The 25747-nt window shown below is 65.6% G+C and carries 28 protein-coding genes; 15 read left to right on the top strand and 13 right to left on the bottom strand.

Annotated features, from left to right (window positions below):
* The first annotated feature begins 29 nt into the window (after window positions 1-29).
* Window positions 30-791, top strand: a complete 762-nt coding sequence (locus tag AB0M22_RS32260; protein WP_364734941.1) for a type 1 glutamine amidotransferase domain-containing protein — start codon at window positions 30-32, stop codon at window positions 789-791.
* A gap of 123 nt (window positions 792-914) precedes the next feature.
* Window positions 915-1265, top strand: a complete 351-nt coding sequence (locus tag AB0M22_RS32255) for a hypothetical protein (RefSeq protein ID WP_364734939.1) — start codon at window positions 915-917, stop codon at window positions 1263-1265.
* Between the two features lie 90 nt (window positions 1266-1355).
* Here the strand turns inward: AB0M22_RS32255 and AB0M22_RS32250 are convergent, their stop codons facing one another.
* From AB0M22_RS32250 to AB0M22_RS32235, 4 genes are all read right to left on the bottom strand, one after another.
* The gene (locus AB0M22_RS32250) at window positions 1356-1541 is read right to left on the bottom strand and encodes a hypothetical protein (protein WP_364734937.1); all 186 of its coding nucleotides are present in this window, start codon (window positions 1539-1541) and stop codon (window positions 1356-1358) included.
* 189 nt (window positions 1542-1730) lie between these two features.
* A complete protein-coding gene (locus tag AB0M22_RS32245; protein ID WP_364734935.1) occupies window positions 1731-2573 on the bottom strand; it encodes a helix-turn-helix transcriptional regulator in 843 nt (280 codons plus the stop codon).
* Entirely contained in the window at window positions 2570-3070 is a 501-nt protein-coding gene (locus AB0M22_RS32240; RefSeq protein WP_364734933.1) for a DUF6879 family protein, read from the bottom strand. Before AB0M22_RS32240 ends, AB0M22_RS32245 begins: the two co-directional genes overlap by 4 nt.
* Window positions 3071-3083: 13 nt before the next feature.
* Window positions 3084-3410: a hypothetical protein gene (locus tag AB0M22_RS32235; RefSeq protein ID WP_364734931.1), complete on the bottom strand. Its 327-nt coding sequence runs from the start codon at window positions 3408-3410 to the stop codon at window positions 3084-3086.
* Between the two features lie 200 nt (window positions 3411-3610).
* On the opposite strand from AB0M22_RS32235, the gene AB0M22_RS32230 reads away from it, so the two are divergent.
* Together AB0M22_RS32230 and AB0M22_RS32225 are read left to right on the top strand one after the other, a co-directional pair.
* Complete coding sequence (locus tag AB0M22_RS32230) at window positions 3611-3985, top strand: hypothetical protein (RefSeq protein WP_364734929.1); 375 nt, start codon at window positions 3611-3613, stop codon at window positions 3983-3985.
* 76 nt (window positions 3986-4061) lie between these two features.
* Window positions 4062-4490 carry an NUDIX domain-containing protein gene (locus tag AB0M22_RS32225; RefSeq protein WP_364734927.1) on the top strand — a complete coding sequence of 143 codons (429 nt, stop codon included), beginning with the start codon at window positions 4062-4064 and terminating at the stop codon, window positions 4488-4490.
* 49 nt (window positions 4491-4539) lie between these two features.
* Here AB0M22_RS32225 and AB0M22_RS32220 read toward each other — a convergent pair whose 3' ends face one another.
* Genes AB0M22_RS32220 through AB0M22_RS32210 form a run of 3 tightly spaced genes read right to left on the bottom strand, consistent with a single transcriptional unit; the run spans window position 4540 to window position 8283 of the window.
* Window positions 4540-5655, bottom strand: coding sequence for a hypothetical protein (locus AB0M22_RS32220; protein WP_364734925.1), 1116 nt, complete (start codon window positions 5653-5655; stop codon window positions 4540-4542).
* Complete coding sequence (locus AB0M22_RS32215; protein WP_364734923.1) at window positions 5645-6892, bottom strand: ATP-binding protein; 1248 nt, start codon at window positions 6890-6892, stop codon at window positions 5645-5647. Before AB0M22_RS32215 ends, AB0M22_RS32220 begins: the two co-directional genes overlap by 11 nt.
* Entirely contained in the window at window positions 6889-8283 is a 1395-nt protein-coding gene (locus AB0M22_RS32210; RefSeq protein WP_364734921.1) for a cytochrome P450, read from the bottom strand. Before AB0M22_RS32210 ends, AB0M22_RS32215 begins: the two co-directional genes overlap by 4 nt.
* Window positions 8284-8606: 323 nt before the next feature.
* Here AB0M22_RS32210 and AB0M22_RS32205 point away from each other — a divergent pair, with 323 nt between their 5' ends.
* Complete coding sequence (locus tag AB0M22_RS32205; RefSeq protein WP_364734919.1) at window positions 8607-10043, top strand: glycosyltransferase 87 family protein; 1437 nt, start codon at window positions 8607-8609, stop codon at window positions 10041-10043.
* On the opposite strand, the gene AB0M22_RS32200 is transcribed toward AB0M22_RS32205, so the two are convergent.
* Both AB0M22_RS32200 and AB0M22_RS32195 read right to left on the bottom strand, forming a co-directional pair.
* Window positions 9960-10349, bottom strand: a complete 390-nt coding sequence (locus tag AB0M22_RS32200) for a nitroreductase/quinone reductase family protein (RefSeq protein ID WP_364734917.1) — start codon at window positions 10347-10349, stop codon at window positions 9960-9962. The two genes, AB0M22_RS32205 and AB0M22_RS32200, sit on opposite strands and share 84 nt — an antisense overlap.
* A gap of 113 nt (window positions 10350-10462) precedes the next feature.
* Window positions 10463-11389: an SMP-30/gluconolactonase/LRE family protein gene (locus AB0M22_RS32195; protein ID WP_364734915.1), complete on the bottom strand. Its 927-nt coding sequence runs from the start codon at window positions 11387-11389 to the stop codon at window positions 10463-10465.
* 256 nt (window positions 11390-11645) lie between these two features.
* On the opposite strand from AB0M22_RS32195, the gene AB0M22_RS32190 reads away from it, so the two are divergent.
* From AB0M22_RS32190 to pcaC, 10 genes are all read left to right on the top strand, one after another.
* Window positions 11646-12761 (top strand): alpha/beta hydrolase, encoded by a 1116-nt coding sequence (locus AB0M22_RS32190; RefSeq protein ID WP_364734913.1) that lies wholly within the window; start codon window positions 11646-11648, stop codon window positions 12759-12761.
* A gap of 153 nt (window positions 12762-12914) precedes the next feature.
* A complete protein-coding gene (locus AB0M22_RS32185; RefSeq protein WP_364734911.1) occupies window positions 12915-14147 on the top strand; it encodes an aromatic acid/H+ symport family MFS transporter in 1233 nt (410 codons plus the stop codon).
* Window positions 14144-15322 carry a 4-hydroxybenzoate 3-monooxygenase gene (locus tag AB0M22_RS32180; RefSeq protein ID WP_364734909.1) on the top strand — a complete coding sequence of 393 codons (1179 nt, stop codon included), beginning with the start codon at window positions 14144-14146 and terminating at the stop codon, window positions 15320-15322. The genes AB0M22_RS32185 and AB0M22_RS32180 overlap by 4 nt, the downstream gene beginning before the upstream one ends.
* Window positions 15323-15347: 25 nt before the next feature.
* Entirely contained in the window at window positions 15348-16172 is an 825-nt protein-coding gene (locus tag AB0M22_RS32175) for a CoA-transferase (RefSeq protein ID WP_364734907.1), read from the top strand.
* Window positions 16169-16915, top strand: a complete 747-nt coding sequence (locus AB0M22_RS32170) for a CoA-transferase (protein ID WP_364734905.1) — start codon at window positions 16169-16171, stop codon at window positions 16913-16915. Before AB0M22_RS32175 ends, AB0M22_RS32170 begins: the two co-directional genes overlap by 4 nt.
* Window positions 16912-18093 carry a thiolase family protein gene (locus AB0M22_RS32165; RefSeq protein ID WP_364734903.1) on the top strand — a complete coding sequence of 394 codons (1182 nt, stop codon included), beginning with the start codon at window positions 16912-16914 and terminating at the stop codon, window positions 18091-18093. The genes AB0M22_RS32170 and AB0M22_RS32165 overlap by 4 nt, the downstream gene beginning before the upstream one ends.
* Complete coding sequence (pcaH, locus tag AB0M22_RS32160; protein WP_364734901.1) at window positions 18090-18830, top strand: protocatechuate 3,4-dioxygenase subunit beta; 741 nt, start codon at window positions 18090-18092, stop codon at window positions 18828-18830. The genes AB0M22_RS32165 and pcaH overlap by 4 nt, the downstream gene beginning before the upstream one ends.
* Window positions 18823-19347 carry a protocatechuate 3,4-dioxygenase subunit alpha gene (gene pcaG / locus AB0M22_RS32155; RefSeq protein WP_364734899.1) on the top strand — a complete coding sequence of 175 codons (525 nt, stop codon included), beginning with the start codon at window positions 18823-18825 and terminating at the stop codon, window positions 19345-19347. Before pcaH ends, pcaG begins: the two co-directional genes overlap by 8 nt.
* Window positions 19340-20125 carry a 3-oxoadipate enol-lactonase gene (gene pcaD / locus AB0M22_RS32150; RefSeq protein ID WP_364734897.1) on the top strand — a complete coding sequence of 262 codons (786 nt, stop codon included), beginning with the start codon at window positions 19340-19342 and terminating at the stop codon, window positions 20123-20125. Before pcaG ends, pcaD begins: the two co-directional genes overlap by 8 nt.
* On the top strand, window positions 20122-20505 hold the full coding sequence (pcaC, locus tag AB0M22_RS32145) for a 4-carboxymuconolactone decarboxylase (protein ID WP_364734895.1): 384 nt from the start codon (window positions 20122-20124) through the stop codon (window positions 20503-20505). The genes pcaD and pcaC overlap by 4 nt, the downstream gene beginning before the upstream one ends.
* Here pcaC and AB0M22_RS32140 read toward each other — a convergent pair.
* Genes AB0M22_RS32140 through hemA form a run of 4 tightly spaced genes read right to left on the bottom strand, consistent with a single transcriptional unit; the run spans window position 20502 to window position 25723 of the window.
* Window positions 20502-21950: an NAD-dependent succinate-semialdehyde dehydrogenase gene (locus tag AB0M22_RS32140; RefSeq protein WP_364734893.1), complete on the bottom strand. Its 1449-nt coding sequence runs from the start codon at window positions 21948-21950 to the stop codon at window positions 20502-20504. The genes pcaC and AB0M22_RS32140 overlap by 4 nt on opposite strands.
* Window positions 21943-23232: an aminotransferase class III-fold pyridoxal phosphate-dependent enzyme gene (locus AB0M22_RS32135; RefSeq protein WP_364734891.1), complete on the bottom strand. Its 1290-nt coding sequence runs from the start codon at window positions 23230-23232 to the stop codon at window positions 21943-21945. Before AB0M22_RS32135 ends, AB0M22_RS32140 begins: the two co-directional genes overlap by 8 nt.
* A complete protein-coding gene (locus AB0M22_RS32130; RefSeq protein ID WP_364734889.1) occupies window positions 23229-24464 on the bottom strand; it encodes an MFS transporter in 1236 nt (411 codons plus the stop codon). Before AB0M22_RS32130 ends, AB0M22_RS32135 begins: the two co-directional genes overlap by 4 nt.
* The gene (hemA, locus tag AB0M22_RS32125) at window positions 24461-25723 is read right to left on the bottom strand and encodes a 5-aminolevulinate synthase (protein ID WP_364734887.1); all 1263 of its coding nucleotides are present in this window, start codon (window positions 25721-25723) and stop codon (window positions 24461-24463) included. Before hemA ends, AB0M22_RS32130 begins: the two co-directional genes overlap by 4 nt.
* Window positions 25724-25747 lie beyond the last annotated feature (24 nt).

Below are 25747 nucleotides of genomic sequence, written 5' to 3'. Positions count from 1 at the left end.
ACCGGCAACTCTCCGGCTACCCTGCATAAATGATCCTGTTCCTGCTGCCCGACCACGACTACGACCCCACCGAATCGGCGGTGCCGTGGGCAGCCCTGCGGGACGCAGGCATCCCCGTCCGCTTCGCCACCCCCGAGGGGCGAGTAGCCCTGGCCGACGACCGCCTCGTCGAACAGGGCTTCTCCTTCCTCTCCCCACTCCTCATGACCCGCCGCGACGCCCTGCACGACTACGACCGAATGCGCGAAGACCCCGACTTCCAATCCCCCCTGGCGTATTCCGACGTAGTCGACGCAGAAGTCACCGGCGTAGTAGTCCCCGGCGGCCACGCCCCCGGCATGAAGTCCATGCTCGAATCCACCACGGCCCAAACCATTTTCGGCAACGCCATCCTGGCCGGAAAACCGGTAGCCGCCGTCTGCCACGGCGTCCTGCTCGCCGCCCGAGCCAAAGACCCCTCAACCGGCCTGTCCGTCCTACACGACCGCCAAACCACCGCCGTAACAGCAACTCTGGAACTCTCCGCCTGGAACCTGACCCGCCTCCGCCTAGGCACCTACTACCGCACCTACCCCCAAACCGTCCAAACGGAAGTAACCGCCGCCCTACGCAACCCACACCAATTCAAACGCGGCCCCCTACTTCCGCAACGAGACTCCGCAACCCACCTGAACCGCGGCTTCACCGTCCGAGACGCCAACTACCTCTCCGCCAGATGGCCCGGCGACTGCCACCGCCTCGCCGCCGAATACCGAGACCTGGTGTTGGAGAACAGGAATGCCGCGCGCTGAGTGACCAGCCTATCGAGCGGTGTTCGTTATCACCTGCGCGGAGATGATCCCGCGTTCGCCGCAGCCGAGGCGGCCGACGACGGGAAACTGGCCAACGCTTCAGGCCGTTGAGATGATTTCCTTATGGCGTGGTGGGAGCAAGTGGCGGGATGGGGCGGGATCATCGTCGCCGCAATTGTCACAGGAACATTCGCCGTGCGAACCGCCCGCCGGACACCCTATGAGACCCTCAAGACACTGGTTGACATCCTCGACAAGTCTCGTTCGCTGCCCAAGGACGAGCGACATGTCATCGAAACGGCCATACGTCGAGAGTTGAAGCGAATCGATCGGCTCAACGCAGCCCGAATCGAAGGATTCGGAGCCTATTTGCGAGAACGTATCCGACAGGTTCCGTGGGATCTCGTCCTTGCGAGTTCGGCCTATGTGGCCGTGTTCGGAGTGCTGATTCTCATCATCGCCTTGAATAGATAACTCTCCTCCCATGGTTTCTGCCGCGCGATACGACTGTCCTGCAACGTAACTCGGCAAATCGGGCACGTGCGATCGTCGGCCACTCAGCTGTCAGGGGGAGACGACCAGCAGGTAGGCGATTACCCCAGGATTCCTGGCTCGCAGCCAGTTCTTGTCGTTCTCGGACCACGTCCACCCGCGGTGGACGTACTTCGACCGCGAACCGCCACCAGCGGCCGTGCCCCATTCGGATACGTCGGGATAGCTGTTCTTGCCGATGTGCGTGACCACGGCCATGTGGTCGATCGCACCGTCACCCTGCCAGCAACATGATTCGTCGGCGCATAGCCGACCTCCCAACCTTTGCGGATTCGCCCCGCAGAATAGAAGACCATTGTCGACCAGACCTTGCGCACCCACAGTCGGTCCAACGATCGACACTGCGGGGCAGACAGTTCTATCTGACGGCGGGCGGCTGAGGCTGGCTCAGAGCATTGTGCGCCTTCGGCTCTGCACAGCTCGGATCGCTGCGCGGGCCTGGTCGCCGTAGAGCGCTTGGCGACTCAACGTTGCCCAAATCTTCTCGTAGAGCACTAATTCCGAGACTGCGACGACCGTCAGTTCGGCGCTGACCGTCTCGATCAGCGCCATGCTGCCGTCGAAGAGGTCGAAAGAGGTTGTCAGATAGGTGAAGTCGGCAGTGAGGGGCACGATGCCGAAGATGAGTCGGGGATTGTCGAAAGCGGAGTCGAGTAGGTGTTGGAGCTGATCGGCCATAACGGCGTTGTTGCCAACGGTGGTGAACAGCGCGGACTCGTTGGCGAGGAGTACGAATCGGTGTTTGGGCCGATTCAGGACCTCTTGTCTCTGCATTCGCGCCGCCACGGCGTCATCGAGATCGTCAGGGGTACCGAGGAATTGGATACATGTCGATAGCACGCTACGGGCGTAGTCCTCGGTCTGGAGCAGTCCGGGAAGAATGACCGGTGCGTACACCCGTTGGAGCTTCGCCCTGCCTTCGATCTCTACTGCCCGACGTTGTCGGCGTGCGTGTCCCGCAGCTGCGACCCGTTTCCACTCCGCCCATTGAGCCTCCACGTTGCGTAGGCTCGCGACGAGGTCAGGGAGTGCGAGTTCGACGTCGCAGATCCGGCACCACACCGCGAGGTCGTCTTCAGAGGGTGTGCGCTTGCCGAGTTCTATCCGTGATGTTTTCGACCAATGCCAACCCGCTTCGGTGCTGAACTGTCGGCCATCCAAGCGCGCGTCTTTGCGAAGTTCGCGTAGACGCGCGCCCAAAGCTTGGCGAGCGCGAAGAATTTCGGTCACAATGCCTGGCGGGTCACATACTCCCGGAACGGGATAGCGGCCGACCAGACCCGATCGCGAATTTCAGCGGCGTATCGGACGATCGCCGTATCTGTAGTAACTGCTCCGCCCGACCAGAATCCGCGTTCATCGAACACGCTGAAGGCCACCGCTTCGTCATCGAGCAACCAGAAGTCCTCGCTCGCCGCGTCGGTCGGGTCGGCGTTGGTTCGCGGCAAGTACCGCACATCTTCGCCCGCATCGACGTTGTGCGGGGCGAGCGCCAGCAGGTACCTCGTGTAACCGGTATGCGGTTCGCTAACAACTCGGGCACGCTGAACCGATACACCACGGGCGGCCATGCGCCCGACCTGATTGCCCCAGGGGATGAACCAGTCGCCGCCCGGATCGGCAGTCTCGTCCGCGAAGAAATTAGTCAGCGAATCGGTTTCGTTCGCTGCGAGGTAGTCGTCGTCGGTCTCGAGGTGGAACGCCCTTGATTTCGCCTGATCGAGCAAGCGGTCGAATGGATCACCACCGGGGACCATTCGCATCGGGCGTCACCTCCTGCACGATCGGTACCTCGACCGCCGTCTCATGGGCCGGGATCTGCATGATTGCCAGCGCCTCCGGGTCGGTGATCGGCGTTCCCGACAGCAGGAACGTACCGTGTCCGGTGTCCTCGAGATCAGCGAGGCAGGTGCCCGGTTCGACGTAGCCGAGCAGCCGATGCGGTATCTCGATTCGATTGTCTCGCTGAGTTTTCCAGCCTTGGACGGCAAATGTTCGACGGTCGGTCAGATACAGCGTCGGGGAACCTTGGCTGCCGCTCGGACCGCCGAGGAGTTGCACACGCATGAGAACCTCCAAGAGGAAGTAGTGCGAATTTGCCTACATATATTCGCAGCTCAAGCTGGCAATGGTCAACGGAACTGGCACTTTTGCGCACTTCGGTGGCTGGCGGGCGTCCGGCAGTTCTAACGTCCTGGTACTGCTCGGGTTGGTGTGAGTGGCCCGGTCTCGAGCTGTCAACCGTCATCGAAGCTAGGGGGCCGGCTATGCAACACAATTGGTTACGCCGTGTTTGGGGCGAGCCGGTCAGTCAGCGACCGACCGCGATCGGATACTTGCGTCGGGATGTTTCCGGAACGTCCCAGCCCTGGCATGAGACCCAGATCCGTAGTCTCGCAAAGCGGCTCGGGTACGAGCTGGCCAAGACGGTGGTGTTCGGTCCGGATACCGACTCGCCGGTTGAGCGGTTGTTGAACGTGGTTCGCTCGGTTGGAGCCGAAGCAGTCGTCGTGCCGAGCGCGGAGCATTTCGGTGGCAAGGTGCCGGAGCGGGTGGTGCGGGTGTGTGACGTGATCACCGTGTCGCCGCAGTACACCTACGCGCGGTCGTATGCGTCGCCGTTCCTCGGAGACGGCGCATGAAGCCGCGAGCAACAGATCTGGAAGATGTCCACGCGATAGTGGGACAGGTCAATGATGCTGCGGTTAGCGTCGCGGCATGACTGGGTCCGGTTATGTGCCGCACATGTATTCGGTGTCGGTTAAGGGGGTGGTTGTTCGTGGCGGTCGGGTGTTGCTGTTGAAGAACGAGCGGCACGAGTGGGAACTGCCGGGCGGCCGGATCGAGGTGGATGAGTCGCCTGAAGAGTGTGTGGCTCGGGAGATCGCTGAGGAGACGCGGTGGCTCGTTACCGTCGGGCCGATCCTCGATTCATGGATCCACTACATTGCATCGGTTGAGAGGCACGTTTTCATCGTGACTTACGGCTGCTATCCGGATACAGGCGCCGAGCCTGCCTTGTCTCACGAACACGAAGAGGTCGGCCTATTTCGTGAAGGTGAGATCGCTGCTCTGAACATGCCTGATGGTTACAAGCGATCCATCTTGGCTTGGTTCGCCCAGCGCTCAGCAGTGGAAGGCACGTAAGTCAGTCCGCTGCGACATGCGGATTCGTGAGGGCGTTGTTCGGAGCCGCTTACGCGTCCGGTGAGTGGACGGGTGGGAGTTCGGTCAGGATGTCGGGGGCTGGGAGGGACGCTCCTGAGTTGTCGGTTCGACCTGTTGCGATTCGGTCGAGAGTTACGGTTACTGTTCCCGCGGAGTCGATTTCGATGCGTTTGTTTCCGTTTTGCTCGTCTACCAGAACGGTGGCTAGGTAGCGCCTGGCGGGTGGGAGGACTCGGACGGTGATGTGGCCGTCGTGGACTTTGTCCAGCTCTCGGGTGGCGACGTGGCGGACGCGGGTGCAGAGGAGGGGGGAGGCGGTTTCCAGACCGCCGTCGTCGAGGAGCATTACCTCGACCCCGCGTTGTCGTGCGCCGCGGGCTGCGGCGAGTAACTCGGGGGTGGAGAGTTGGGGGGCTCGGAGTTCGTCGCGGAGTTCGGCTTCCAGTAGGCGGCATTCTTCGCGTTCGTCGGCCTGGAAGGGAACGGCGGCGGCGATACGTTCGAGCATCGGTCGTGCGCGCCGATCGAGGCGATTGAGTTGGCGTTTGCGTTCGGCGTTTTGGGCGTCGAGACGTGCCTGCTTAACCGCGCGGGCGGTCGATTCGATCTCGAGTTGACGGAGCGAGCGCAGAGTGGGGCGCATGATCGCGGCGAACGCGGCGGCGATGGCGACATTGACCAGGGGTACGACGGCTTGCACATAGGCGGTGGGTTCACCGCCGGCGGCGAGGACTACCGCGCACCAGGTGGCCGCAGTTCCAGCCCAGGCCAAGACATTTCGACCGCGTAGGACAAGCATCGCCAACGCACTGCCGGCGGTATACGCGGTCCACACGCTGGTATGCGCGTGCAGTTCCGCCGTCACATGCTCGTTGGCGATCAACGTGGCGATCGCCCCCGCGGACGCGACGAATGCCGCGGCATACTCATGGATCGGATTCCCGGTATCGAGCACCACGACAACCGTTGCCGCAGCGATGATTACAGCAGCAGCGACCAACGCAACCGTGATCGGTAATTCGGCCTTGCGCACCGATCGAATAACCACGGCGGCGTCGGTGGCCAGCACCACGGCGATGATCGTGACCATCGTCGAGCGGTGCTCACTGAGCAGCCGGCTCAGGTCGCCGTCATCACGTGTCATCAGGTGCGCTCCACTCCAAGATGATTCGGGTTCCGGCGCCGGGACGGGAGTCGATGGTGGCGAGGCCGCCGGCTTCGCGCATCCGCTGCACGATGCTGACGGTGAGGCCGAGCCGGTTGGCCGCGACGAGCGCGGGGTCGAATCCGGCGCCGTCGTCCTCGACGACGACGGTGATCCCACACGCGCGCGCGACGATCGTCAATTGTCTTGCGACAGTTCGCCCGGGCACGTCGGCGTGCCGCACGCTGTTGCGCACGGACTCGGCGGCGGCCTGGGCGAGCGCGGTGACCGCGGCGGATTCGATGCGCAAGTCGGCGGAGCTGTAGTCGTGGCGAACCTGCACGCGCAGTTGAGCTTCGGTGGCGCCGACCACTTCGCGCGCGATGATCTCGATGGCCTCGAGGTCGGTGCACATGTCGTTGGCGCGGCCGATGGCGGCGAGCTGGCCGAGCGCCTGATTGGCTTGTCGCGCAAGCATAGTGGTGCAACCGCCGCGGGACATGTCGAGCAAGGTGGCGAGCACCTTGTCGTGGATCACGCCGGCGAACCGAGCGCGCTCACTGGCCCGCGCCTCGTCCGCCGCGGCGAGCGAGGCTTGATGATGAGCACGCGCTTGTTCCTTGTCGAGCAATCGGGCTGCGCGCCGGGCTGTTTCGGTGATGTAGACGAAGGTGACGGTGATACCGAGGATCCGCAGCGAGGTGAGCGTGAACTCGGTCCAACTGAGATCACCGGTGGCCTGACCAGTGGACGACGCGGCCAGCAACCCGACGACGACCACATAGATCGCAGTCGTGGACCTGCGCCAAGCAAGCGTCGCCGCGACCCCGCCGAGCGGAACCAGCCGATAGATCCACGCCACGTCGTCGGTGATCTGACCGGGCAGCACCGCGAACCCGGACAACCCGACGGCCACCGCGAAAACCACCGCGTGTGTCGCCGCGATGATCCGAACGACGGATTGCTCGACATACAACGCGGTCCCGGCCAGCAGCAGCGCGGTGCCGAACACCCCGAACATGGCGACCGCGGTCCACCAGGTCTGGAAATGCCGGGACTGCGCGGCCATCTCGGCGGCGTCCCCCGCGCCGAAGATCCACACGCCGATGCCGAGCGCGAACGCGAGGATGCGATCGATCCGGTCGGTGGCCGCCCGGCCGATCGAGGTCTGCCGGTTACATCGACCCGACAGGATGGCCACGATGCGGCCGAACAGCGACGGCGACATCGAGGTCATCGCGGTTCGCTGGCCTCGACCCTCGACAGCTCGCGGCCCGACACCCGCCTCGGCACATACACGGCCCGTGCCTCGCGCTTCGGGCGCAGGTTGATCGTCAACTTCAGCGCGACGTTTCGATCGATATGCACCGAACCACCGTTGAGCAGCAGCGCGGTGAAGATCTGCCCCTCCAGCAAGGCGAGGGCGGAACCGATGCACACGTGCTCGCCGGCGCCGAACGGCAAGTAGGACATCCGCTCCCACGACCGATCCGCTTCCTGCGCGAATCGATCGGGGTCGAACGCCAGCGGATCGGGGTACTGCCGCGCCGAACGATGCATGACGTACGGGGCGACGAACACGATCGTGCCCTCATCGATCGCATAATCGCCGATCCGCGTCGCGCACGCGGCCTCGCGCAGGAACGCGGGCGACGGCGGATACAACCGCATCGACTCCTTGAACACCTGAAGGCAGTAGGGGAGTTGGGCCAGATCCGCGGCCGTCGGCGTCGCACCGCCGAGCACCCGGTCCGCCTCGGCGGCAGCACGATTGGCGACGGCGGGATGGCGAGACAACGCGTACGCGGTCCAGAACATCGCGTCGGCGCTGGTCTCGTGCGCGGCCGCCCACAGGTTGATCACCTCGTCGACCAGCCGGTCTTCGCTCATCGGCGCACCCTCGCGGTCGCGCTGGGCGAGCAAGGCCGAGACGATGTCGTCGTGGCGATCGGGGTTGCGGCGCCGCACATCGATCGCCCGCGCCGCCCAATCCCGAACCAGGGCCAGGTCCTGAATGAACTCGCGATTGCGCTTCGTCGGAATGTTCAACGGCGCGACGATCGGCCGCGACATCGCCCGCATCTCCCAGTCGAAGATCCGGGTCGCCGCGTCGACCACGTCCGCGTGATCGTCGAGCGGCTCATCGATCAGCAGCCCGGCGACGACGTCGTGCATCATCGCCTGCACCCCGGCGAGCAGGTCCACCTCGCCCGCCGCCTGCCATCTGCGCATGTGCGCGTGCATGCGCGTCGCCATCACGTCCACGTATTTCGGCACCCGCCGCGCGGTGAACAGTGGCGCGACCATCGCGCGCTGCGTCCGATGCACCTCGCCCTCGGAGATGATCAACCCCTCGCGCAGCGCGGGCCACAGCGTTCCCGTCACCGCCCGCGCCCGCCGGAATTCCGCGGCGCGCGACACCAGCACCTCGTTGATCTCCGTGGGCCCGGTCACCAGCACCGCCGGAAACATCCCGATGCGGAACCCGGCCACCGGTCCGTGTTCCTCGGCCAGCCGGCCCATCACCGCGAGCGGATCACGGAACCAGCGCAGCGTCGTACCCAATCCGAGCACACCACTACGTCCGTGGTCCAAGTGCTCGATTTCCCCCGCCCGATCATCGTTCACTGACGATTCCTCCCATGGTTCGTCATCGAAGTCAGAGCGATTCGTCAGCCCCGCCGCCCGGTGATCAGGACGTCTGACGAGCAGTCTGTCTGTGCCGGATCGTATTTGGGCGACGGCCGGTAGTCATGCCCGCAGAATTGGGGTCGGGAGCCCGAAATCCCACTGTTTCCGCAGGTCGGCGGCGTTCGTGAGATGTGTTCCACACCAGGGAGTTCGGGGCGCGCGACACCCGCGAGTTAAGTGATAGGATGATTGCTCTTAGTTTAGCTAAACAGTTGCTGGTCTGCGTGTGTTGCCTCACCTGATGAAGGAAAAACAACTCCATGGCTGTCATGCTGCAAACGGGCGAACAGCGCGGTGCCGGTGCGATCGAGAAGCCTCGTACCTCGCGTAGATTCACGGCGCTGGGTGCCGCGATCGTGTTCGCCTGCGTCTCCGTCGGTGCCTGGCTGGCATTCATCCGGCCGAATTGGGATATGTATTGGCACCAGGTCGACCTGCAGGTTTATATGTGGGGCGGCTCGATGGCCGCGCTACATCCCGACCTGCTGTATGACGGACGCGGCCCGCTGGGACTGCCCTTCCTTTATCCGGTGTTCGCCGCGTGGATCTGCGCGGAGTTGGCGCAGTTCCCGATCAACTATGTCGGTACCGGCGTCACGATCATGACGTTGATGTCGCTCGGAATTAGCGTGTGGAGCGCCGGAGTGCTGCAACGTCGCCGCCGCGGACTCGCGTTGGTCGCGATCACCATCGCCGTCGCTGCCGCCGGGCTCTGGCTCGAACCGGTCCAGCAGACTTTGCAATTCGGACAGCTCAGCGTGATTCTCATGGCGATGGTCCTGGCCGACCTCGCCATGCCCAAGAACCGTTGGTATCGCGGCATTCTCATCGGCATCGCGACCGGCTTGAAGCTGACGCCCGCGGTCTTCGTCGTTTATCTGCTGATCACCCGCCAATTCAAAGCCGCCGCCACGGCCGGTGCCGCCTTTGCCGCCACCGTGGCGATCGGCTTCTGGTATCGGCCGACGCAGGCGCTCGAATTCTGGACCACGACGATGAACTCGCAGAACCGGATCGGCTTCGCCTATGTGCAGAATCAATCGATCAACGGGCTGTTCGGTCGTCTGCAATGGTCGACGTGGGAGGACAGCAGTTCCTCGCTGGTGGTCGCCGGTCTGCTCGGGCTGGCCGGAATCGCGGCGGCCCGGGTCGCCTACCTGCGCGGCGACGAATTGCTCGGAGCTTTGCTCGCGGCGACCGTGATGCTGCTCGCCTCGCCGATTTCCTGGACGCACTACTGGGTGTGGATCGTGCCGGCGCTGATGTGGGTGTTCCGCGCGCTGCGCGATCGTTCGATCGCGGTGCGGATCGCGGTGCCCGCCGTCATTTATCTGTTCGTCTTCGCCTGGCCGATGCGGGTCGATCGGGTCGGTTGGTGGGATCCGGATCTGCCACTGCTGCCGCAAGGGTTGGTCTGGGATGTGCCGCAGACCAATGGGCGGGAATACCGGTGGAACGTTTGGCAATTCCTGCTCGGGGATTCATACACCTTGCTGGCCATCGGTGCGCTGGTGGCGGCGAGCGTGTGGTTGCTCTGTTTCAAGTCCGGGAATCGCAGTGTCGCCGAAGCCGACACGGTCTCGCCACTGGACGAAGTCGAGGCGTTGATCGACTCAGTGGAAGTCGACGCGGACCGTGAGCAGGTTGTCGCCGAGGACAAGTACGCCGGCGCTGTTGACGCGCGGCAGGGCGCGTAGCCGGCGGCGCGCGTCGTCCTCGGGCATCAGGTGTGCGGTGCCGGTGTACCAGCGACCGCGCAGCCGGACCCGAACGGTGGGGTCGGCCATGATGTTTCGGATGTACTGGGACTTCTCGCCGTATTCGGAGACGAACCAGAACTGATCCTCGGTCCGGCTGCCGCCGATCGGGGTGAGCCGGGGTAGGCCGCTGTTGCGTCCGGTGGTTTCCAGCACGGTCTGGCGGGCGAACCGTTGGACGATCGGGTTGACGACGTTTCGCTGCATGATGGCGATGAGCTGCTGTTTTGTGGGAAGGTTCGGCATGACGTCTCCCTCTCGAGATGCGCGAGACAAATTTTGTCTGTTTGTCTCGACAGTACTGGGATGACGCGGTAGCAGCAAGGAACGTCGTCAGACGGGCCTCGCGCATCGGGGGATCAAGCGCCCAGTTTCTCGCTGTCGTTCGACGCGGCGGACAGGCCGAACTCGACTCGCGCGATGTCGTTGGTGATGAGCTGCGCCGCGGCGATGAACGGGTCGCGCAGCGAGGAGAGGTAGAGGGTGTTCCCGTGGCGGCGGACGCCGGAGACCATGGACAGGATGCCTATCGTGTCGAGGTGCCGGAACGCGATCGTGCCCGCGGTGTCGAACGCGAAGACGCCGGTCTCGTCCGGGACCGAGGTGCCGGAGATCGCCACCCAGATCAGTCCGGTGCTGTCGGTCGACAGGTTGTCCGGCTCGCCCGGGAGACCCCCGACGAACAGTTCGTCGCGCCCACGCCGAGGCCCGGTGAGCCACACTCGTGACAGTCTGCGCGCGGTGGATTCCGCTACCACGACGAAGGATTCGTCCGCAGCGAGCGTGACGCCATTGGCGAAACTCAACCCGTCGAGCAGGACCTCGACCGTGCCGTCGGTGCTTCGCCGCAGCAGTCGACCGGTGGGCTCGGCGGCGAACAGCGCTTCCTTCCATGGCGGATAACTACTGGTCCAGAGACGCGTCAGTCCCGGCTCGATGGTGGCGTCGGTGAAGTAGATGGTGCCATCGGCAGCAACTGTCGCGTTGTTGACCGCATAGAGTGGCCCGCCGCCGACCGTATCGGCAAGTATTCGTGTCTCGCCGGTGCGGATATCCACCGCGAGCAGCCCCGCTTCGTTTGCGCAGACCACGATTTCCCGATCACCGAGCAACTCGATCCCCGCCGGCCGCGCCGGAAGTTCGGCAATGACATCGATGCCGTTGTCACCCGGGCTGATTCGAAGAATCTGATTCGTACCGACCCCGGTATACAAGCAACCGTGCGCATCCACCGCCACATCCTCGGGCCCGGTCCCCGGCAAGGCGATAGCGCGAAGATCTCCCATCCACATGGTCGTTTCCTTCTCGGCTCGACAGGTGCGAGTGCTCGGTACGACCTCCAGTCATCTGGTAATTGAACTGACCGAATTGATCGAAGATAGCTTGTTCGCATCGACTTGTAAATAGCTAACTTGTCGCAACCTTCACGAGGTCAGGGAGTGGTTCGCTGGTACTGAATCGGGCTCACACTCTGGTGTGACGACGGTTGAGGTGGGGGTCCATAGCGTCTCGTGTATGCGCTCGCGTCGAATGCTTGTGGTCTTGATCGGTCTTGTCGCTGTTGTTGCGACTGCCTGTAGTGGTGTTGCCGAGTCGGATGCTTCGGTGAGATCTTCGCCGCTAACTATTTCGTTCGGTGACTTCGTTTCGAAGGGGGAGGTGACCTATCCGGCGGGGGATCGGCCGGCGCCGGTTGTTGTGCTGGTGGGTGGGTCGGGCCCGGAGGATTTGAATGCCGATGATGCGAGTGAGGGTGGGACGTCGCGTGGGCATCTGTTTGCGGATGTCTCCAGTTCGCTTGCGCGGCAGGGGTTTGCGGCGTTGCGGTATAACAAGCACTACGTCAATGGGCTTGGTGATATCGATCCGCGGTTCGGGACCGATCTCACGATGACGCAGTTGGTCGATGATGTTCGTAGTGCTGTGCGTGCGGTGGCGAACGATCCGAGGATCGACTCGCAGCGGGTTTATCTCTTCGGGTGGAGTGAAGGCACGACTGTTGTGGCCGAGGCGGCGAAGGGGATGTCGAATCTGCGTGGGGTGATTGTGCAAGGGGCGGTGGGTGTTCCGTGGCGGGATGGGCTGATTGCGCAGTGGGAACGGGTTGTGCGGCCTTATCTGCGGAACTTTGCTGTGGACGGGTCGGTAGGTGCCGCGGAGCTGAGTCGGGCGTGGCATGGCGATGGTGGTGTGGTGGCGCACGAGCTCGTCAGTGTGCTGGCTGAGGACATCGCGTCGGAGCAGTCCGCGTTGAACCCAGCTTTCGATACCGATGGAAACGGGCGGATCGATCTCGACAACGAACTACCCACTGCGGCAGTGAAGTTCGTCGATGATCAGCTGGCCGGCGGAATCTTCCACCTCTATGGCGCACCTTCCACGCTGCCCGATGTCGCCGCTCAGGCTGCCGCGCTTCGGGACATCCCATTCCTTACCCTGCACGGCGAGAACGACAGCAACGTATCGGTGGAGGCCGCTGTCCGTATCGATAAAGCCTTGGCCAACAACGGAAGTCGTGATCACACATTGCGCATCTATCCGCAGTCCGGTCACTCGCTGAGTGCGGCCGCGGATCTGCAACACGACCCGATCGGCCCGATCCAACCGCAGCCGCTTGCGGACCTCGGTGGTTGGCTGCGCGACCACGAACAACGCTGAACGGACCTTCGATTGCTACGAGTTGGCTCGAGCATCCGAACCCTGCACATAGATACCCTCTATGCAGACAGGGAAAAACATCTATTGGATTTCTGATTCGGTCGATCGTAGCGTGATGGCAATCACAAATGCTCTGCAGAATCGAACTCCACTATGAAGAAGTTGTTGTCCTGGTCAGCCGTGCTCTGTTGGCTGACCGTACTGCTGGAGGGCTACGACCTCGTCGTTCTCGGCGCTGTCATTCCTACGCTCATCGATCAGAAGCACATCGGATTCACCGCGGCCAGTGCGACTTTCGCCGCGACCATTTCGCTGGTCGGGGTGGCGATCGGCGCGACCGCCTCGGGACCGATCGCCGACCGGTACGGCCGTCGCCGGATGCTGCTCTGCTCGATCGCCCTGTTCTCGCTGTTCACCGCCGCGGTGCCGCTGGCCGGGTCGGTGAGCGTCTTCGCCGCGTTCCGGCTGATCGCGGGCCTCGGCCTCGGCGCATGCCTGCCGACCGCGCTGACCTTCATGGCCGAGCACATGCCGCCGGCGCGCCGGGCCTTCGCCAGCACGATCACCATGACCGGATATCACACCGGCGCGGTGCTCACCGCGTTGATCGCGCTGCGCGTCATCCCGCATTGGCAGCCGCTGTTCTACGCCGGCGGCGTTGCCGGACTTCTGCTGCTGCCGGTGATCTGGGCCAAGCTGCCCGAGTCCGAGGCCTACCTCGCGGCCAAGGGCGCACCTACCCGGGTGCGGCCGACGGTGTTGCTGCAACCGCTGTATCTGCGCGCGACGCTGGGTGTTTGGGTCGGTTCGTTTATGGGACTGCTGCTCGTGTACGGCCTGAACACCTGGCTGCCGAAGCTGATGCGCGACGCCGGATACAACATGTCCACCTCGCTGACGGTTCTGTTGATGCTGAACATCGGCGCGGTCATCGGCCTGCTCACCGCCGGAACCCTCGCCGATCGACGCGGCATCAAACCGACCGTGCTCGTCTGGTTCGGCGCGGCGGCGGTATTCCTCGCGCTGCTCAGCGTCAAGATTTCGAGCACCGTGCTGCTCAACGCGCTGGTACTCGTCACGGGCATCTTCGTCTTTTCCGCCCAGGTGCTCATCTACGCCTACGTCACTCAGGCGTACCCGGCCGAAATCCGCGCCACAGCTATGGGTTTCGCCGCTGGTGTCGGACGGCTCGGCGCGATCTTCGGCCCGACCATCACCGGCTGGCTCATCGTCGTCGGCTCCGCGAACCCCTGGGGCTTCTACCTTTTCGCCGCCGTCGCCGGAATCGGATTGCTCGCCATGGCCGCGGTTCCCCGCACCACCGTCGACGGTCTCGTGCCGGTGGAGTCGACCCCGCTGACCGAACGCGAGGTACGCCCGGCATGACGACCCGCACCCAGGTAGCGATCGTCGGCGCCGGCCCGGCCGGTTTGCTGCTGTCCCACCTGCTGCACCGCACGGGCATCGAGAGCATCGTGATCGACAACCGCGGGTACGAGCAGATCGCGGGGACCATCCGGGCGGGGATTCTGGAAGCGGGTTCGGTTCGGTTGCTGGTGGATTCGGGCGTCTCCGATCGGGTGCTCACCGAGGGCCTGCGGCACGACGGCGTCGTCCTGCGCTTCCGTGGTGAGAACCACCGGATCGACTTCCGGGAACTGGTCGGCGAATCCGTGTGGCTGTACCCGCAAACCGAGGTCTTCATGGACCTGTCGGTGCGGCGCACGGCCGACGGGGGAGACGTGCGCTACGGCGTCACCGACACCGTCGTCGATCTCTCCGGTACCCGCCCCGCGATGACGTTCACCGAGCCGGACGGCGCCCGGACGCGGGTCGAGGCCGACCTGCTGGTGGGCGCGGACGGTTCCCGATCGATGTGCAGGCACGCCTTTCCGGCGGGCGTGCGCGACGAATGGTTCCGCGAGTACCCGTTCGCCTGGTTCGGGTTCCTGGTCGAGGCCCCACCCTCGCACGACGAATTGATCTACACCCGTTCGGATTTCGGCTTCGCCCTGATCAGCCAGCGCACGCCGGCGATGCAACGGATGTACTTCCAGTGCGGACCCGACGAGCGTCCGGCGGACTGGGACGACGACCGGATCTGGACCGAGATGCGAAAGCGGGTCAACGGCAACGGCTTCGAACTCGCCGAGGGCCCGATCGGCGCGAAAACAGTGCTGCCGTTCCGCTCCTACGTCACCGCGCCGATGCGCCACGACAAACTGCTGCTCGCCGGCGACGCCGCCCACACCGTCCCGCCGACCGGCGCGAAAGGCCTGAACCTGGCCCTCGCCGACGTCGCCGTGCTGTCAGAGGTGATCGCCGATTTCTACCGCACCGGCAACGCCGACGTCCTCGACCACTACACCGAACGCGCCCTGAACCGCGTCTGGCGTGCCCAGCACTTCTCCTACTGGGCGACCACGATGCTGCACACGACCGCCGACGCGTCGCCCTTCGATCGACAGCGCCAACACGGTGAACTGTCGATGCTCACCGGATCACGCCATGGCGCAGCGTATTTCGCCGAGGCGTACACCGGCTGGCAGCACCCCAAATAGTCCCTACGAAAGCAAAGGAGTGATTGTGGCCCGGATTTCGTCCTTGGCGGACGCGGTGGCGGAGCACGTCCACGACGGCGACATCGTCGCGCTCGAGGGTTTCACCCACCTGATCCCGGTGGCCGCCGGGCAGGAAATCATCCGCCAGCGCAGGCGCGAGCTGACCCTGGTCCGGATGACCCCGGACATCGTCTACGACCAGTTGATCGGCGCCGGGTGCGCGGCCAAGCTGGTGTTCTCCTGGGGCGGCAACCCCGGTGTCGGTTCGCTGCACCGGTTTCGGGACGCGGTCGAGCACTCCTGGCCGCGCGCGCTGGAGATCGAGGAGCACAGCCACGCGGGCATGGCCAACCGGTATGTCGCGGGTGCCTCCGGTCTGCCGTTCGCGGTGCTGCGCGGTTACGTCGGCACCGATCTGCCGTCGGTCACCGAGACCATCAAGCCGATCACCTGCCCGTTCACCGGTGAGCAGTTGACCGCGGTGCCCGCGATCAACCCGGATGTCACGGTGATTCACGCGCAGCGCGCGGACCGGGCCGGAAATGTGCAGCTGTGGGGCCTGCTCGGCGTGCAGAAGGAAGCCGTGCTCGCGGCTCGACGCAGCATCGTCACCGTCGAAGAGATCGTCGACGAGCTGACGCCGATGCCTGGCGCGATCGTGTTGCCCGCCTGGGCGGTGACCGCGGTCGCCGAGGTTCCCGGCGGCGCGAATCCTTCCTACGCGCACGGGTATTCCGAACGAGACAACGCCTACTACGCGGCCTGGGACGAGATCAGCCGGGATCGAGAACGATTCGCCGATTGGCTCCAGGAGCACGTGTTCGCCGACATCGCAGGGAGCGTGGCATGACCGGGGTGACCTCGGACCAGACGATGACCGTCGCCGCCGCGCGGGCCTTGTGCGGAGGTAAGCGCTGCTTCGTCGGCATCGGATTGCCCTCCACCGCAGCGAATCTGGCACGCACCACGCACGCGGCGGACCTCGTGCTGATCTACGAGTCCGGCACGCTGGGCTCCAAGCCGGGCCGGCTGCCCGCCTCGATCGGCGACGGCATCCTCGCCGAGACCGCCGACGCGGTGATCAGCGTGCCGGAGGTGTTCAACTACTGGTTGCAGCCGGGTCGCATCGATATCGGGTTTCTCGGTGCCGCACAGCTGGATCGATTCGGCAATATCAACACCACCGTCATCGGCGACTACCGCAATCCCAAGGTGCGGCTGCCCGGGGCGGGCGGCGCGCCGGAGATCGCCGCGTCCTGCGGTGAGGTGTTCGTCGTCGTCCGCCAATCGCGCAAATCCTTCGTCGAGCGAGTCGATTTCGTCACTTCGTTCGGGCACGGGCGCGGTGGCGGCGAGCGGGCGCGGCTCGGGCTGCGCGGGGCGGGACCGACGCAGGTGATCACGGATCTGGGCATCATGCGGCCGGATGACAACGGCGAGTTGGTGCTTACCGCGGTGCATCCGGGGGTGACGGTCGAGCAGGTGCGGGCGGCCACCGGTTGGGAGCTGAAAGTCGCTGCCGACCTGGAGATTACCGAGCCGCCGACCGCCGCCGAACTCGCGGCGCTGCACACCTTGCAGGCGGCGTCATGACTGGTGCGTTCCTATACGACGGCGTGCGAACACCTTTCGGTCGCTACGGCGGAGTCCTCGCCGGCGTTCGTCCCGACGACCTTGCCGCCCATGTCCTTCGCGCGTTGGCCGAACGCACACACCTGGATCCATCGACGGTGGACGACGTCATCTTCGGCGCCGCCAACCAGGCCGGTGAGGACAACCGCAACGTCGCGCGGATGGGCGCGCTGCTGGCCGGCTGGCCCACCTCGGTGCCCGGCACGACCGTAAACCGTTTGTGCGGCTCGAGTTTGGACGCAGTCCTGCACGCCTCCCGGTCGATCGAGACCGGCGACGCCGCAGTTGTCGTAGCGGGCGGCGTGGAATCGATGAGCCGCGCACCGTGGGTGATGACCAAGCCGCCCAAAGGATTCCCGGCCGGTGATGCCACGCTGCATTCGACCACCCTCGGTTGGCGCATGGTCAACCCGGCGATGCCCGCGCAGTGGACGGTGTCACTGGGCGAGAGCACCGAGCTGCTCGCCGACCGTTTCGGCATCGATCGCGCCGCCCAGGACGAATTCGCTACGCGCAGCCATCAACTCGCCGCGAAGGCGTGGGACAACGGCTTCTACGACGACCACATCGTTCCCGTTCCCCGCACCGAACTCACTCGTGACGAACCGATGCGACCGGACACGACGGTGGACACCCTCTCCCGGTTGCGACCGTCGTTTCGCGAGCAGGGAACCGTAACCGCGGGCAACGCCTCACCATTGAGCGACGGCGCCGCCGCGCTGCTGCTCGGCGACGAGTCACTCGCCGATCGCATCGGCCGAGCACCACTGGCCCGGATCGCCGGACGCGGCGCGGCAGGCGTCGACCCCGACGAGTTCGGCATCGGACCGGTGCGGGCCGCGCGAATCGCGTTGCAACGAGCCGGAATCGGCTGGGGCGAGATCGGCGTGGTCGAACTGAACGAGGCGTTCGCCGCGCAATCCCTTGCCTGCCTACGCGGTTGGCCCGAGCTGGACCCAGAGCTGGTGAACGTCAACGGCGGCGCACTCGCGCTCGGCCACCCGCTCGGCGCGTCCGGCGCCCGCCTCGTCAACCAGCTGGCCCGCGAAATGCGGCGCCGCGGCAGCCGATGGGGTCTCGCCGCACTGTGCATCGGCGTGGGGCAAGGCCTCGCCGTCGTCTTGGAGGCAACATCATGAACACTCGACCGTGCGCGTCGCCGCACCTGACCGGCTACCGCCGTGACCCGGCCGGAACCCATCCGCCGCTGGACTTCTCGGACTACACCTCCACGGTGCTGCGGCACCCGCGCGAATCGCTGATCCTGTTGCCGCAGCGGCTGACCGAGCTCACCGGCCCGGTGTTCGGTTCGGATCGGCTGGGCCCCAAGGACAACGACCTGACCGCGCAGCACGCCGACGAGCCGATCGGGCAGCGGATCATCGTGCACGGAAGGCTGCTCGACGGCGACGGCAAGCCGATCCCGCACTCGCTGGTCGAGATCTGGCAGGCCAACGCGGGCGGGCGCTACCGGCACGACCGCGATCGCTGGAACTCCGCGCTGGACCCCAACTTCGACGGCGCCGGGCGCACCTACACCGACGCGGCCGGGCGCTACGAGTTCACCACGATCAAGCCCGGCGCATACCCCTGGCGCAACCACCACAACGCGTGGCGGCCCGCGCACATCCACTTCTCGCTGTTCGGGCAGGCCTTCACCCAGCGCCTCGTCACGCAGATGTACTTCCCGGACGATCCGCTGTTCTTCCAGGATCCCGTCTACAACTCGGTGCCCGAGCACGCGCGCGAACGGCTGGTCAGCCGTTTCGATTACCAGCGCAGCGAGCCGGAACAGGCCCTCGCGTTCGAGTTCGACATCGTGCTGCGCGGTCACGACGCGACACCGTTCGAAGACGAGGAGGACGACGATGACTAGCGTGGGCAGCACTCCGTCGCAGACCGTGGGGCCCTATCTGCACATCGGCCTGATCGAGGAGACCGGGCCGTTCGCGGTGCCGTCGGGGACGCCGGGCGCGGTATGGATCCGCGGGCGGGTGTTCGACGGTGCCGGCACGGCCATCGATGACGCGATGGTCGAGACCTGGCAGGCAGATCTTCGTGAATCCGACGGTGGGAGAGCGGGGTTCGCGCGCAGCGATACGCGGCAGGGCGAATTCGCGTTGTACACGGTCGTTCCCGGCCCGGTATGCGACGGCGCGGGCGGGTCGCAGGCGCCGCACCTCGACATGTCGGTGTTCGCCCGCGGGCTGCTGCATCGGCTGGTCACCCGGGTCTATTTCCCCGAGCACGCCGACCGGCATTCGACCGACCCGGTGCTGGCCACGGTGCCACCAGGGCGCCGGGGCACCTTGATCGCAGTCCGCGAGGGCGACGGCTATGTGTTCGACGTGCACCTGCAAGGCGCGGGCGAGACAGTCTTCTTCGATGTCTGAGCGGAAAACGGTCGAGGTCGACTATCTCTTCCACGGACCGGCCGATGGCCCACCCATCGTGCTGAGCGGCTCGCTCGGCAGCGATATGCGGATGTGGGAACCGCAGGTCACCGCGCTCGCTGAAGCGGGCTATCGGGTCGTGCGCTACGACCATCGCGGCCATGGCGGTTCACCGGTGCCATCCGGTCCGTATTCCCTCGCCGATCTCGGCTCCGACGTGCTCGCGCTGCTCGACCGGCTGCAAATCCGCCGGGCCCATTTCGTCGGCCTGTCGCTCGGCGGCATGGTCGGCATGTGGGTCGGCGGGCACGTGCCGGATCGGCTGCGCACTCTGACGCTGTGCTGCACGTCGGCCGAACTCGGCCCGCCCAGCGGCTGGGCCGACCGCGCCACTCTCGTTCGCGCCCAGGGAACCAAAGCTGTCGCCGCGGCGGCCGTGGGGCGCTGGTTCACCCCGCAATGGCGCGCTGCCAACCCTGAACTGACCACCGGCTACGCGGAGATGGTTGCCGCCACGCCCGCCGAGGGCTACGCCGCATGCTGTGCGGCGATCGAGACGATGGATATCGTGACCCACCTGGCCACGATCAGCGCGCCCACATTGGTCATCGCAGGCGCGGATGACCCGGCGACCCCACCGCCGCACGCCGAGCGAATAGTCGAAACGATCCCGCTGGCGCGTCTCGAAATCGTCAGCCCAGCAGCACATCTGGCGAACGTCGAACAACCGGACGCCATCAACGACCTGATTCTCGGCCACCTGAAGGAGAATTCGTGAACGAGCGCGCACAGCAGGGCGACCGGGTCCGGCGCGAGGTCCTCGGCGACGCGCACGTCGACCGCGCCGAAGCCAAGACCACCGAATTCACCCGCCCCTTCCAGGAATACATCACCGAGGCGGTCTGGGGATCGATCTGGACCCGCCCCGGCCTGGACCGGCGCACCCGAAGTTGCATAACCCTCGCCATACTCACCGCCCTCGGCCGGCACGAGGAGATCGCGATGCACGTGCGCGCCGCCATCGGCAACGGCCTGACCACCGAGGAGATCGCCGAAGTCCTGCTGCACACCGGCGCTTACGCCGGCGTGCCTGCCGCGAACGCGGCCTTCGCCATCGGCAGGCAGGTACTCGGCGAACTCGAAGGTCAGGAGGGCTAAGGCAGCGCGATGTATTTGGTTTCGAGGTATTCCTCGATACCCTCGGTGCCCGCCTCGCGACCGAGGCCGGATTCCTTGACGCCGCCGAAAGGGGCGGCGACGTCGGAGATTACGCCGCGGTTCACGCCGACCATGCCGGTCTCGAGCGCCTCCGCGACGCGCAGGGCACGATCGAGGTCTTTGGTGTAAATGTATGCGGCGAGCCCGAATTCGGTGTTGTTGGCGGCGATGATCCCCTCCGTCTCGCCGTCGAAGCCGGTGATCGCGGCGACCGGACCGAACACCTCCTCACGCAGGATGCGCGCGTCGGCGGGGACATCGGCCAGGACGGTCGGCTCGTAGAAATAGCCCTCGCCCGCGATGCTCGCTCCGCCGGTGGTGACGCGCGCGCCCTTCTCCTTCGCGTCGCGCACCAGCTCGGCGACCGTGGTGCGTTGCTTCTCGCTGATCAGCGGCCCGACCTGCACCCCGTCGAGATGCCCTGGACCGATCTTCAGCGCACCCATCCGGTCGGTCAGCTTGGTCGTGAACTCCGCGAGGACCGCATTGTCGACGTGGAATCGGTTCGCCGCCGTACAGGCCTCGCCGGTGTTGCGCATCTTCGCCGCCATCGCGCCGTCGACCGCGGCATCGAGATCGGCATCGGCGAACACGACGAACGGTGCGTTGCCACCCAGCTCCATCGAGGCCCGCAGTACACGCGTAGCCGATTGCGCGAGCAGGATTTTGCCGACACCGGTCGATCCGGTGAAGGTGATCTTGCGCAGCCGGTCATCGGTGAACATGGGATCGGTGAGCGATGCGGCGTCGGCGGTCGGCAGGATCGACAGCACGCCGGGCGGCAGTCCGGCGTCGGCGAAGACCTGACCGAGCAGCAGCATGGTCAGCGGCGTCTCGGCGGCCGGCTTGACCACCATCGTGCAGCCGGCCGCGAGCGCGGGGGCGATCTTGCGGGTGCCCATGGCGAGCGGGAAGTTCCACGGCGTGATGGCCAGCGTCGGCCCGACGGGTTGTTTGGTGACGATGATGCGACCGCTGCCCGACGGCGCGTGCGTGTAGCGGCCGTGTATGCGGACTGCCTCCTCGGCGAACCAGCGCAGGAACTCCGCGCCGTAAGTGACCTCGCCATAGCTCTCGGGCAGCGGCTTACCCATCTCCAAAGTCATCAGCAAGGCGAATTCGTCGCGTAGCGCGATGACCAGTTCCCATGCGCGCCGGAGGATTTCGGCACGCTCACGAGCCGGCGTCGCGGCCCATGCCGCCTGCGCTTCGGCAGCGGCGTCGAGCGCGCGAGCGCCATCGGCCGCCGACGCGTCGGCCACCTCGATCAGCACCTCACCGGTCGCGGGGTTGAACACCGGGAAAGTGCGCCCCGCTGGCACCTGCTTGCCGCCGATCCACAGATCCGTGGGCACAGCGGCGAGCAGTTCGGCCACGTCAGGCATTTTCGACTCCGATCTCGGAAACCGCCGACAGCGTCTTGTTCAGCCGATCGGTCAGCTCATGGATAACTTCCGGCGTGCTGTTCAGCGGGGGAGCCACCAGCACCGAGTTGGTCGGCTGGCCGATGCCCGCCGGGCACAGCACGAGCCCGTTCGCTTTGGCAGCAGCGATGATTCGCTTGTTGGTGTCCGCCGGTTGATCGGGCCTGATGTGCAACGCCCGCATCAATCCGATGCCCGACTGATCCGACAACAGCGTCGGATAGCGGTCGCACAGCCCGGTCAACGTCTCCGCGAGCAGCTCGCCCGTCTTGGCCGCATTGCTCAGCAGCCCTTCTTCTTCGATAACGCTCAGCACCGCGTTCGCCGCCGCACAGGCGAGCGGATTCGCGGACATGGTGTGCCCCAGCGCGATCGGGCCAAGTGGCTCCGCGATCGCCGTGGTGATGGTCTGGGTGACAAAGGTGACCGCCAGACTGGTGTAGCCACCGGTGACGCCCTTGCCCGAGGTCAGAATGTCCGGAGCGATATTGGAATGGTTGCAGGCCCACCACTTTCCGGTGCGCCCGAACCCGGACATGACCTCATCGGCGATCAGCACGATCCCGTTGTCCCTCGTCTCCCGCCGCAGCCACTGCATCGTGTCGATGTCGATCGGCGAGGCGCCCGACGACGCGCCGCCGAGCGGTTCGATGACGATCGCGGCGACCTTGGACGTGCCGACGGCGAGCAACGCCTGCGCCCATTCTTCGTGCGTGGCCCGCCGCCGACCGGGCTTGGGCCGCACCAGAACTCGGTTCGCGCTCGGCCCCAGCAGTGGCTCCACCGACGGATCACGCTTGTTGGGACTGCCGGTGATGGACAGCGCCGCCGCCGTCATCCCGTGATAGCTGGGCTCCTCGGACAGGATGACCGTGCGCTGCGGCTTGCCGCGCCGATGCTGATAGGCGAAGGCCAGTCGCAGCGCGCATTCGTTGGCCTCGGACCCGGAGTTGCTGTACTCGACCGCCGCGGTGTTGGCGGGCGCTATCGATAGCAGCCGCTCGGTGAGCCGCAGCGCCGGCGCGTTCCGGAATTGCGTGCGGTGCACGAAGGTCAGCTGCCCGAGCTGAGTCTCGATGGCTTGCAGGACCTTCGGATGCGAATGCCCGACATTGACGTTGAGGACGCCGGAAGAGCCGTCGAGGTAGTCGTTTCCGTTGCCGTCGTAGATGTAGGGACCCAGCGCCCAGGCGGCGACGGGCAGGGCGGTGCGGCTGGGTGCGGTGGCCGGAAAGGGAATCATGCTGGCTGACGATCCTTTCGAATGAGCACGAGCAGCGCGGCCGCGACCAGGGTCGCGGCCAGGCCGAGGAAGCCGGTCAGGCCGGCGAAGGCGGCGCTGCCGACGGTGAGCGTGCCGAGCAGGGTGGTGCCGATCGCGATGCCCGCGTTCATCATCGAGTTGTTCCAGGCGACGACGGACGCCCGCTGGGTCGGATCGGCCGAGGACAGGTAGGCCTGCTGGCTGGAGTAGAACGCCCCGCCGAACACGCACCACAGCGTCAAAGCCACCAGGGCGAGGATCATGCTGTCCGTACTCAAAGCCACTGCGGCACAGGGCGCGAACGCCGCCGCGGCGACGACGGACACCCACACGCCGCTCACGTTGCGCCGGTGCAGGTGATCGAGGATGGTCCCGGTGCTCAGCGAGCCGATCAACGACCCAGCGCCCACGAGCAGTCCGACGAGACCAAGTGTGTTGAGGCTGAAGCCGAATCGCTGCGCGAAGAGCACACCGACGAAGGTGTACGCGCCGAGGCGACCCGCCTGCAGGAACAGAGTCGCGATGAGCCCCAGGCTGATTCGAGGTTGCGTCCACGGTGCCAGCAGCGCCGTGAAGCCGCGTGACGTTCCGGTCGCCGGGATGTGCTCCAGGCGCAGGTACAGCACGGCCGACACCGCGATCATCAGCACGCCGACGGCCAGGAACGGCCACCGCCAACTGGTCAGCGAGGCCAGGCCCGCGCCGAGCGGCACGCCGAGCACCTGCCCGAGCGAATAGACGCTCGCGCCGAGCGAAATCACCCGTCCGCGCCGGTGCTGCGGCGTCCGTTCGGCGAGATAGGCCCAGATCGCCGGCGCCGCGATCGCCGCACCGAGCCCGGTGATGCCGCGGCCCGCGATCAACATCGGCAGTGAACTCGCCGCCGCACACGCCAGGTTGCCGAGCATGAAGACCAGGGACCCAAGCAGGATCGACCAGCGGCGCGGATACCGGTCGGCGAGGATGCCGAACGGCGGCCCGGCGACGGCGTAGACCAGCACGTACGCGGTGACGATGGTGGCGGAGGCGGCGACCGACGCGTGCAACGACTGGGCGATACCCGGCAGCATCGGTGCCACCAAATACATTTCGGCGCCCATCAGGAAGAACGCGGCGTAGAGAAGTATGTGCTGAGCCCACGGCGTCGGGGGCTCAGCCTCCGCCACCGGATGCAGGCTCCGGGGTGGCTTCGGCGCCGTCTCGATACTCATACCGAAACCTTCTCCAGCGCATCGTGGGTGGCGATCGGGAGGACCGGACGGCGGGGCAGGTTCAGCCGCGACCAGACGGTGTCGATGATCTCGGCGAAGCGGTGCACGGCCGCGGGACTGTGGACCGGCGACGGGTTGATCCGGAGGCGCTCGGTGCCCCGCGCGACGGACGGGAAGTTGATCGGCTGGGCGTATTGCCGGTATTCCTCGAGCAGGATATCGGCCAGTTCTTTGCATTTGTACGGATCACCTACGAGCACGGGAACGATATGACTTTCGGTGGACACCAACGGGATTTCGGCGTCGGTGAGCAGGTCCTGGAGAAGCCGCGCCCGGTGGTGCAGCAGGATCCGCTCGTTGTCGGATTCGCGTAGGTGGCGCACGCTGGCCAGCGCGGCGGCCGCGAGGGCGGGCGGCATGGCGAGGGTGAAGATGAACGCCGGCGCGAAGCTGCGCACCGCGTCCAGGATCGGCGCGGGCCCGGTCAGGTAGCCGCCGAGCGTGCCGTACCCCTTGGCGAAAGTGCCCATCAGCAGGTCGACTTGGTCCGCGCAGCCCATGTGGGCGGCCATGCCGGAGCCTTCCGGGCCGTACATGCCGACCGAGTGCGCCTCGTCGACGTAGACCAGCGCGCCGTGTTTCTTTGCCACGGCACACAATTCGGGCATCGGCGCGACATCGCCGTCCATCGAGTAGATCGATTCGAAGGCAACGATTTTCGGGCGGTCCGGGTCGGTGGCCGAGAGCAGCTCGTCGAGATGGGCCGGATCGTTGTGCCGGAAGATCTGCCGTTCGGCGCGCGAGGCGCGCATGCCGAGGATCATCGACGCGTGGTTCTGCTCGTCGGAGAAGAAGATGGCGCCGGGCAGTTCCTTGCCGAGCACGCCGAGCACGGCGTCGTTCACCGCGTAACCGGTGATGAAGGTCAGGCCCGCTTCCTTGCGATGCAGCTGTGCCACTTCACGTTCCAGCAGGATGTGGGTGTGGTTGTTGCCGGAGATATTGCGCGACCCACCTGCCGCGACACCCGAGCGATTCACCGACCGGTGCATGGCCTCCACCACGGTGGGAAACTGGCCCATGCCGAGGTGATCGTTGCTGCACCACACCGTGATCTCGCGCAGCCCGTCCCGGTGGTGGTGCACCGCGTGCGGGAATCGCCCGGCCAGGCGCTCGATCTCGACGAATGTCCGGTACTGACCCGACGCTCTGATGTCGTCGATTCTGCGCTCGAAAAAGGCCGTGTAGTCGAATGCCATGGGAGTCTCCGTTTTCTCGAAGTG

This window comes from Nocardia sp. NPDC051756 (genome assembly GCF_040681495.1).
In the GTDB taxonomy this organism is placed as follows: domain Bacteria; phylum Actinomycetota; class Actinomycetes; order Mycobacteriales; family Mycobacteriaceae; genus Nocardia.
The sequence above is the reverse complement of the archived record's forward strand: the minus strand, read 5'-3'. Positions and strand labels throughout refer to the sequence as shown.

What these genes read in the sequence shown, in the direction of transcription:
- AB0M22_RS32130 (WP_364734889.1), bottom strand. Translation starts at nt 24,464, where the DNA reads ATGAGTATCGAGACGGCGCCGAAGCCACCCCGGAGCCTGCATCCGGTG.
- pcaD (WP_364734897.1), top strand. Translation starts at nt 19,340, where the DNA reads ATGTCTGAGCGGAAAACGGTCGAGGTCGACTATCTCTTCCACGGACCG.
- AB0M22_RS32230 (WP_364734929.1), top strand. Translation starts at nt 3,611, where the DNA reads ATGCAACACAATTGGTTACGCCGTGTTTGGGGCGAGCCGGTCAGTCAG.
- AB0M22_RS32200 (WP_364734917.1), bottom strand. Translation starts at nt 10,349, where the DNA reads ATGCCGAACCTTCCCACAAAACAGCAGCTCATCGCCATCATGCAGCGA.
- AB0M22_RS32170 (WP_364734905.1), top strand. Translation starts at nt 16,169, where the DNA reads ATGACCGGGGTGACCTCGGACCAGACGATGACCGTCGCCGCCGCGCGG.
- AB0M22_RS32185 (WP_364734911.1), top strand. Translation starts at nt 12,915, where the DNA reads ATGAAGAAGTTGTTGTCCTGGTCAGCCGTGCTCTGTTGGCTGACCGTA.
- AB0M22_RS32250 (WP_364734937.1), bottom strand. Translation starts at nt 1,541, where the DNA reads ATGGCCGTGGTCACGCACATCGGCAAGAACAGCTATCCCGACGTATCC.
- AB0M22_RS32220 (WP_364734925.1), bottom strand. Translation starts at nt 5,655, where the DNA reads ATGACACGTGATGACGGCGACCTGAGCCGGCTGCTCAGTGAGCACCGC.
- AB0M22_RS32225 (WP_364734927.1), top strand. Translation starts at nt 4,062, where the DNA reads ATGACTGGGTCCGGTTATGTGCCGCACATGTATTCGGTGTCGGTTAAG.
- AB0M22_RS32195 (WP_364734915.1), bottom strand. Translation starts at nt 11,389, where the DNA reads ATGGGAGATCTTCGCGCTATCGCCTTGCCGGGGACCGGGCCCGAGGAT.
- AB0M22_RS32140 (WP_364734893.1), bottom strand. Translation starts at nt 21,950, where the DNA reads ATGCCTGACGTGGCCGAACTGCTCGCCGCTGTGCCCACGGATCTGTGG.
- pcaH (WP_364734901.1), top strand. Translation starts at nt 18,090, where the DNA reads ATGAACACTCGACCGTGCGCGTCGCCGCACCTGACCGGCTACCGCCGT.
- hemA (WP_364734887.1), bottom strand. Translation starts at nt 25,723, where the DNA reads ATGGCATTCGACTACACGGCCTTTTTCGAGCGCAGAATCGACGACATC.
- AB0M22_RS32135 (WP_364734891.1), bottom strand. Translation starts at nt 23,232, where the DNA reads ATGATTCCCTTTCCGGCCACCGCACCCAGCCGCACCGCCCTGCCCGTC.
- AB0M22_RS32255 (WP_364734939.1), top strand. Translation starts at nt 915, where the DNA reads ATGGCGTGGTGGGAGCAAGTGGCGGGATGGGGCGGGATCATCGTCGCC.
- AB0M22_RS32165 (WP_364734903.1), top strand. Translation starts at nt 16,912, where the DNA reads ATGACTGGTGCGTTCCTATACGACGGCGTGCGAACACCTTTCGGTCGC.
- AB0M22_RS32180 (WP_364734909.1), top strand. Translation starts at nt 14,144, where the DNA reads ATGACGACCCGCACCCAGGTAGCGATCGTCGGCGCCGGCCCGGCCGGT.
- pcaG (WP_364734899.1), top strand. Translation starts at nt 18,823, where the DNA reads ATGACTAGCGTGGGCAGCACTCCGTCGCAGACCGTGGGGCCCTATCTG.
- AB0M22_RS32215 (WP_364734923.1), bottom strand. Translation starts at nt 6,892, where the DNA reads ATGACCTCGATGTCGCCGTCGCTGTTCGGCCGCATCGTGGCCATCCTG.
- AB0M22_RS32235 (WP_364734931.1), bottom strand. Translation starts at nt 3,410, where the DNA reads ATGCGTGTGCAACTCCTCGGCGGTCCGAGCGGCAGCCAAGGTTCCCCG.
- AB0M22_RS32205 (WP_364734919.1), top strand. Translation starts at nt 8,607, where the DNA reads ATGGCTGTCATGCTGCAAACGGGCGAACAGCGCGGTGCCGGTGCGATC.
- AB0M22_RS32260 (WP_364734941.1), top strand. Translation starts at nt 30, where the DNA reads ATGATCCTGTTCCTGCTGCCCGACCACGACTACGACCCCACCGAATCG.